General features: G+C 39.2%; 5 protein-coding genes and 1 pseudogene. 3 read left to right on the top strand and 3 right to left on the bottom strand.

The features are described from left to right. The first annotated feature begins 270 nt into the window (after nucleotides 1-270). A complete protein-coding gene (locus ACFO3G_RS04215; RefSeq protein WP_380078286.1) occupies nucleotides 271-444 on the top strand; it encodes a helix-turn-helix domain-containing protein in 174 nt (57 codons plus the stop codon). Between the two features lie 704 nt (nucleotides 445-1,148). Here ACFO3G_RS04215 and ACFO3G_RS04220 read toward each other — a convergent pair. Continuing rightward, the gene (locus ACFO3G_RS04220; RefSeq protein ID WP_380078288.1) at nucleotides 1,149-3,308 is read right to left on the bottom strand and encodes an elongation factor G; all 2,160 of its coding nucleotides are present in this window, start codon (nucleotides 3,306-3,308) and stop codon (nucleotides 1,149-1,151) included. 701 nt (nucleotides 3,309-4,009) lie between these two features. On the opposite strand from ACFO3G_RS04220, the gene ACFO3G_RS04225 reads away from it, so the two are divergent. Together ACFO3G_RS04225 and ACFO3G_RS04230 are read left to right on the top strand one after the other, a co-directional pair. Beyond that, nucleotides 4,010-4,654: a sigma-70 RNA polymerase sigma factor region 4 domain-containing protein gene (locus ACFO3G_RS04225; protein WP_380078290.1), complete on the top strand. Its 645-nt coding sequence runs from the start codon at nucleotides 4,010-4,012 to the stop codon at nucleotides 4,652-4,654. After that, nucleotides 4,651-5,370 (top strand): DUF3307 domain-containing protein, encoded by a 720-nt coding sequence (locus ACFO3G_RS04230; protein WP_380078292.1) that lies wholly within the window; start codon nucleotides 4,651-4,653, stop codon nucleotides 5,368-5,370. The genes ACFO3G_RS04225 and ACFO3G_RS04230 overlap by 4 nt, the downstream gene beginning before the upstream one ends. A 132-nt stretch (nucleotides 5,371-5,502) precedes the next feature. Here ACFO3G_RS04230 and ACFO3G_RS04235 read toward each other — a convergent pair whose 3' ends face one another. Then, a complete protein-coding gene (locus ACFO3G_RS04235) occupies nucleotides 5,503-6,576 on the bottom strand; it encodes a M16 family metallopeptidase (protein ID WP_380078294.1) in 1,074 nt (357 codons plus the stop codon). Between the two features lie 65 nt (nucleotides 6,577-6,641). Beyond that, nucleotides 6,642-6,738: pseudogene (locus tag ACFO3G_RS04240) on the bottom strand (transposase); the annotation flags it as partial.

Consider the following 6,738-nt stretch of genomic DNA (forward strand, 5'->3'; position numbering starts at 1 on the left):
TTGGAAAATTTTAGAAGACTGACGATTGATTATGAGTTTCATGCCGCTACTGCAGAGGCTATGGTTCAACTTGCTTTCTGCAAAATATTGCTTAATAAATTCTCTGAATAATTTTTAAACAGCTTCTCAGAGTATCAAACATGTAGATGAGTGCTTCAAGGTGATATTTTTGTTATATTTGTAGAAGTTATTATTATCTATTCTTAGGTCTTTTTAAGGTGGGGGTTGCGTTGGTAGCTCCCACTTTTGCCAAAAGCAAAGTAATGCAATATGGAAATCAAAAAATATAGTATTAAAGAAGTTGCTAAGATGTTGGATATTACCGAAAAAGAGGTACAAAACCACATAAAGCAAAGTGATTTGATCGCAACAAAAATCGGTGATAAAACATGGGTATCAGAAAACAATCTTAACAATTTTATTAACGGAGTTCGTTGGGGGTAATCTGATACTATTGAATTGACTGCGAGTGCTTGAATTATTCGGGTGCTCGCTTTTTTGTTTTTAAGGGGTTGGTTTTATTTTTTTGACTGAACTAAAAAGAATGAACGACCGACAGAAACGCCATAAATTTAAGCGATAATATACGAGGTGTACAGTTTACCATGACAGACAACGAACAAAGCCAACGAGCAAAATAAAGGGCAAATATCAGGTATTTGAGCTAAGCTACATATTGTGTAAGTCGGAATGTATCTAATCTGAATATTGTTAAGGTTAGCTTTTGAGCTTGCCGATATTGCCGACCATTAAAAAAAACGACCTAAGTTTAACTTAGAACGATCGACCACGAACAAACAATGTTTGTATCAGATAGCTGACAGGAATATAAATACCATCAGGTAACACAAATAACCTCATAGTTTTTACATCTAAAATCGTTGTTGGATAAATCTAAAAAGAAAAGAGTACCCATAACTGTACCCATTTAGGTTTTTTGCAACTCAATATCATACAATATAACACACTGTAAAAGAACTGCTTACACTCATCACGAGCGCAAGCAGTCAATAAGTATAATGAAAACGAATTATCGAAATGAATTAACAGCTATTTGAATTAAACGATAGGTCAAAGAGCTCTACACTATGCTATGAGCTCAAAGTATGAACTACCGAGAGTTATATATCAAATTCAAAAAGCGACTATCAATCTTCAGCTTCCTGCTCTGCAGCATAGGCAGCCAGAAGCTTTTCTTGCACATCACCCGGCACAAGTTCGTATCCTGAGAAACTCATTATGAAACTTGCCCGTCCTCCTGTTACAGAGCTCAGTGCAGTAGAGTATGAAGACATCTCAGCCAAAGGCACCTTAGCTTTGATAAGCTCATAACCCTTTTTGGAGTCCATACCCATAATCATGGCCCTGCGGGATTGCAAGTCACTGATGACATCTCCCATATAATCGGCAGGGACAGATACTTCTACATTATAAACCGGCTCAAGTACTTTTGGAACAGCATTCTTGAAAGCTTCACTAAATGCATTGCGTCCTGCAAGCATAAACGAAACCTCATTGCTATCTACCGGGTGCATCTTTCCATCATAGACAATGACACGAACATCTCTTGCGTAAGATCCTGTAAGTGGACCTCGCTCCATTCTGGACATAACACCTTTGAGTATTGCCGGCATAAACCTTGCATCAATGGCCCCACCAACGATACTATTGACAAAAATGAGCTTTCCACCCCAATCCAAATTGATCTCTTGTGTATCACGAGGCGTAATCTTAAACTCCTGTCCATTAAATTTATAAGATGTCGGCATTGGCTTTCCATCTTCATAGGGCTCAACGATCAAGTGAACCTCTCCAAACTGCCCTGCTCCACCGGATTGTTTTTTATGTCTGTAGTCAGCACGAGCCGGCTTGGTTATTGTTTCACGATATGGAATACGAGGTTCCATAAAATCAATTTCGATCTTATCATTGTGTTCGATACGCCATTTCAAGGTTCTCAAATGAAACTCTCCCTGGCCTAACACAATCATCTGCCTCAACTCTTTGCTCTGCTCTACCACCCAAGTTGGATCTTCCTCATGCATGCGCAAAAGAGACTCACTAAGCTTCTCTGTATCTGCTTCATTCTTGGCCTTGATAGCTCGTCTGTATTTAGGTGCCGGATACTCTACCAAATCGAAAGTATGATTGCTTCCTTTGGCATTTAATGTATTGCCACGTCTTACGTCTTTAAGCTTAACTGTTGCACCAAGATCCCCTGCCACCATTTGGGGAACTGCCGTACGCGTCTGACCGGCACAAACAAAGAGCTGCTGAATGCGTTCTTTTGATCCGCGAGTCGTATTATCCAAATCGGTACCCTCTTGAAGAGTTCCGGACATCACCTTAAAATAAGATACCTCACCAATATGAGGCTCTACCGAACTCTTGAAGAAATAAACACTGGTCAATGCAGTCGGATCGGGGACCACTTCATTGCCCTTTTCATCCAATACCGCACTCAACTTAGCCGGCGAAGGAACCACATTGCCAAGAAATTCCATTGCACGACTTACACCAACGCATTTTACAGCGCTGATACAGAAAACAGGTATAATACTCCTTGCCAATAAACCTGCTCGAATACCTGACCTCATCTCATCTTCGGTCAAGGTGCCTTTGTCAAAAAACATTTCCATCAAAGCCTCGTCATTTTCCGCAGCAGACTCGACAAGAGCTTGATGGAGAGCTTTTGCCCTATCCATTTCGTCTTCAGGAATATCAGAGATAACGGGAGCCTCTCCCTCCTTTCCATATTTATACATCTTCATCATCAAAACGTCTATGATAGTGTCGAAGTTCGGCCCCGGATTGAGAGGATATTGAACCGGTACAATCTTCGAACCATAACGTTCTTTGAGCTGAGCAATTGTATGCTCATAGTCTGCCTTGTCACTATCAAGTTGATTAATGACAAAAAGTGAAGGTTTATTTAACTTTTCGATGAGGCGAAACTGGTTGATCATCCCCACCTCGATACCATACTGAGCATTGACTGTCATTACAGCTGTATCTGCAACTGTAAGAGCAGAAATTATAGCTCCGGCGAAATCGTCCGAACCCGGACAATCTATAAAGTTGAGTTTACGATCATTAAATTCTACACTTATCAAGGTAGAAAAAACTGAATAACCATATTCTTTCTCAACCGGGAAATAATCACTAACTGTTGTACCGGCATCAATAGAGCCTCGACGTTTTATGATACCACCTTCGAGGAGGATAGACTCCGCAAAGGTGGTTTTCCCGGATCCGGAACTGCCTAAAAGAGCAATGTTCCTAATGTCTTTTGTTTGATAAACCTTCATGTGGCTAAAAGATTTTAAAATGTTGTGTTGTTGTTATGTTGGCTGCATCAATTTAAGGAGATTCCTTAAACGAAGCGACTGCAAATTATAAAAAACTTTTCATTATCCCAATACTTTTTAGAAAATAAAATACAATTAAGTACGCTTTCATACTGTTATTTCAATGCAACTAATTGAAATATAGAGTAGATATGATATTAAAAGAAAATACAAACAATTTGATATAGCACGGAGTCATTTACAAAAATAATGACACCACAGAGATAAAATAACTTTCAACATAGAAACAACAAGTTGGAAATAAAAGGTCAAAAAAGGCTCGAAAGGGAGCAAAAACGCAATTATAGATATGGCAAATATCGTTAATAGACCTACTCATCAATTCTAACGATAAAATATATTAATCCCGTTCTAACGGATGATGTTTTCGCCCATAGAAGACTCTCAGAATTGTCATGTTCGCTTTCGGTACAAAGAAAAGGTTTTTAGAGACAGTCAATCAAAGGCAATCTATCCACAAAACAAAAAAGGATATGCACGACTAAAGAATTTCCACATAACAATCTCCCTTATTCAGTTGATTCTAAGATATCAGCATATATATTATGATTTAAGAAAATCAGCCTTATTGTACTGATTGTATCTTAAATGTTATCTTTGCCATATAGATATTTGTAGATATAATGATCAAAGATTGCAATATGAAGATAAAAGGAGTAATCACAGGGGATATTGTCTCTTCCTCACACATTCGGTTGGAGCTGCGCAAAAAACTATTGGTTGCCATGAGGGAAATAGCAGAAGACTTGAAAAGTTTATCTGACCTAAAGATTGAATTTTTTAGAGGCGATAGTTTTCAGATCCTTGTAGAGCAGCCGGAAAAGACCCTATTGGCAGCCGTTTTGTTTCGAGCCGGCTTAATTAGTCGCACCCCGGAGAAAAGCAAGCAACACTGGGATGCACGTATATCTATAGGTGTAGGTGAGGTTAATTTTCTTGCAGATGATATCGTAGTGTCCGATGGAGAAGCTTTTCAGTTTTCCGGAAAAGGGATGGATAATATGAAGAAGAGGAGACTTGTTTTGCACACAAGATGGGTGCCTATCAATGAAGAGTTGTCAATTAGCACAGCTTTTGCCGACGATGTTATTTCGGGATGGACACAAGCACAAGCAGAGGCAATCTATCTTGCATTGCTACATGACATACCTCAGAAGGAGATAGCTTCACAAATCGAAAAAACTCCTCAAACAGTAAGTAAACTTTTGAGTTATGCCAAAGAAGATCTAATAAAGAAGTTCTTGGAGCGCTACCAATATCTAATTCTTAAGGAAATAAACGAATGAATTTGCCAATCCTTTTACGACTACTTTTTGCCCACATCCTTGCTGACTTCGCATTGCAACCCGATTTCCTGTCTCAAGGAAAAAGCCAAAGAGGATACAAAGGGTTGATCTCTCTACTGATCCACAGTTCTATTCACGCTGCATTGGCTTACGCATTGGTAGCACAGTGGAATAATTGGGTGATTCCACTCATAATTTTCCTTACTCACTTCGGTATGGACTGGATAAAAGTCCATAAGATGCAACAAACAACGAAAAGCTTTCTAATTGATCAAGAAGTACATATTGCTGTTATCCTTATCATCTGGCTCATTTTCTTTACTAATGGCTTTACTATTGAGCAGTTTCCCATAGAGTGGAATAGTCCAAAGGTATGGATTATTGCCATTGCTTACCTGCTTGTCCTGCAACCCACCTCTATCCTATTGGGGCTGTTTATTGCAAAATGGACTCCAAATGAGTTGAAAGAGAAATCTCTTCCGAATGCAGGCAAATGGATTGGCTACTTGGAACGCTTGCTTATTCTCACTTTTATACTGAGTGAAAACATCGAAGGGGTAGGCTTCTTATTGGCAGCGAAATCTATTTTCAGATTTGGCGAGTTGAATAAGCCGGGAGAAATACGCACAACCGAATATGTGCTCATAGGCACTCTGGCAAGTTTCAGCATTGCCATTATTATTGGATTGCTCACTTTACATCAAATAAAGCCATAGAATATCGATATACCATATACTGTCATAAGCTATCTATCTCTTTATCGGACTCTTTCGACACACTCTGATCCGTTATACTGATTATCACAAGATTGATGTTGTTCCGATCATTGATAGGACTTAGTCTTCAGGCTATTCACTCTTATTCTTTATTATAATGTTTAGTCTATTATCTTGCCTAATGATTTCCTTTACAAAATTGTGGATATCTTCTGGTCTGATATTGTCCAGAATCTGAATAAAGCTTTCTTCACTACGATCTCCTTTCCAGTATTTTTCTACCATTCTATCCAACCAAAAGCTATTGGTTTTTAGTCGTTCAGGGTATGATTTCTTAAGATGCTCGACTGCATAGTTGAAGTACTCTTTTTTAGGACCGGACTTAGCGAGATTTTCAATAACCGAATATACGATATCATTCATTTCCTGCATTTTGTCCGGATCCGTTGGAAAAAATACGTTTATGGCCGCTTTGTCTTCGACCTCATCCAGGTTGCCTGATGTAACAAAGACAGTGTAAGCCCCTCCGATCTCTTCCCTTATTTTTTCCGTATACATTTGTTTCAAGATGCTTTCTGTAAGATTGAGCATTATAGAGTTTTTAGTAGTCTGCTTCATATCGAACGGCATGACGTTCATAACGTATGCGATCGGAATAGAAGTCTCCCATTCTATAATTTTCTGGTGTCTTCCACCCCTCATGGGAAGGGTAACACACTCATCCGTCGTATTAGGATTATTCTTGTCCACGGGAAGGGATGCCAGATAACTTTCGATAAGTGGGCTTATCTTGTCGATATCTATATTTCCTACGATGAATATTTGGGCGCCCTCCATGTTCCCCAACTGTTCCTTATTTATCGTCATTATCCTTCCGTAATCTGCATTATTTACATCGAATACGGACTGAAACCTAGCCCTCGGCGAGTCAAACAGGAAGGGTGTAATGCTGTCATTTATCGCGCTCTGTATGTCTCCTTCGCTTGATTTAAGAACATCCTCACGTCGATCTATGTATGCCTTAAATGCTTTCTTGTCCTTTCTCAGATTGGTACAGTTGAGATATAGCAACTGCAGAAGCGTTTCAAAATCATTGATGCTGGAAATGCCTTCCATTGATACGTCGTGCAATTCGAAATCGATATCGAGATTGGCGGAACTGCCTGAAAGTATTCTTTGTAGCTCTATCTGGTTGTGCTTTCCCAAGCCGCTTACGTTTAGCGCCTGATTGAGAAACTTCAAATCAATAGTTCGTTAAAAAATATCCAAGCCTAAGCGGCTCTGGCAGTAAATAAAATGAGTTCTTTGAAAAGTTTGTCAATAACTTGCGGGTCTGGGCTAATCCCAAACACGCAAATAAATCGTTCA

This window comes from Falsiporphyromonas endometrii, from assembly GCF_042654485.1.
GTDB lineage: Bacteria > Bacteroidota > Bacteroidia > Bacteroidales > Porphyromonadaceae > Porphyromonas > Porphyromonas endometrii.

What these genes read in the sequence shown, in the direction of transcription:
- ACFO3G_RS04230 (WP_380078292.1), top strand. Translation starts at nt 4,651, where the DNA reads ATGAATTTGCCAATCCTTTTACGACTACTTTTTGCCCACATCCTTGCT.
- ACFO3G_RS04225 (WP_380078290.1), top strand. Translation starts at nt 4,010, where the DNA reads ATGAAGATAAAAGGAGTAATCACAGGGGATATTGTCTCTTCCTCACAC.
- ACFO3G_RS04220 (WP_380078288.1), bottom strand. Translation starts at nt 3,308, where the DNA reads ATGAAGGTTTATCAAACAAAAGACATTAGGAACATTGCTCTTTTAGGC.
- ACFO3G_RS04215 (WP_380078286.1), top strand. Translation starts at nt 271, where the DNA reads ATGGAAATCAAAAAATATAGTATTAAAGAAGTTGCTAAGATGTTGGAT.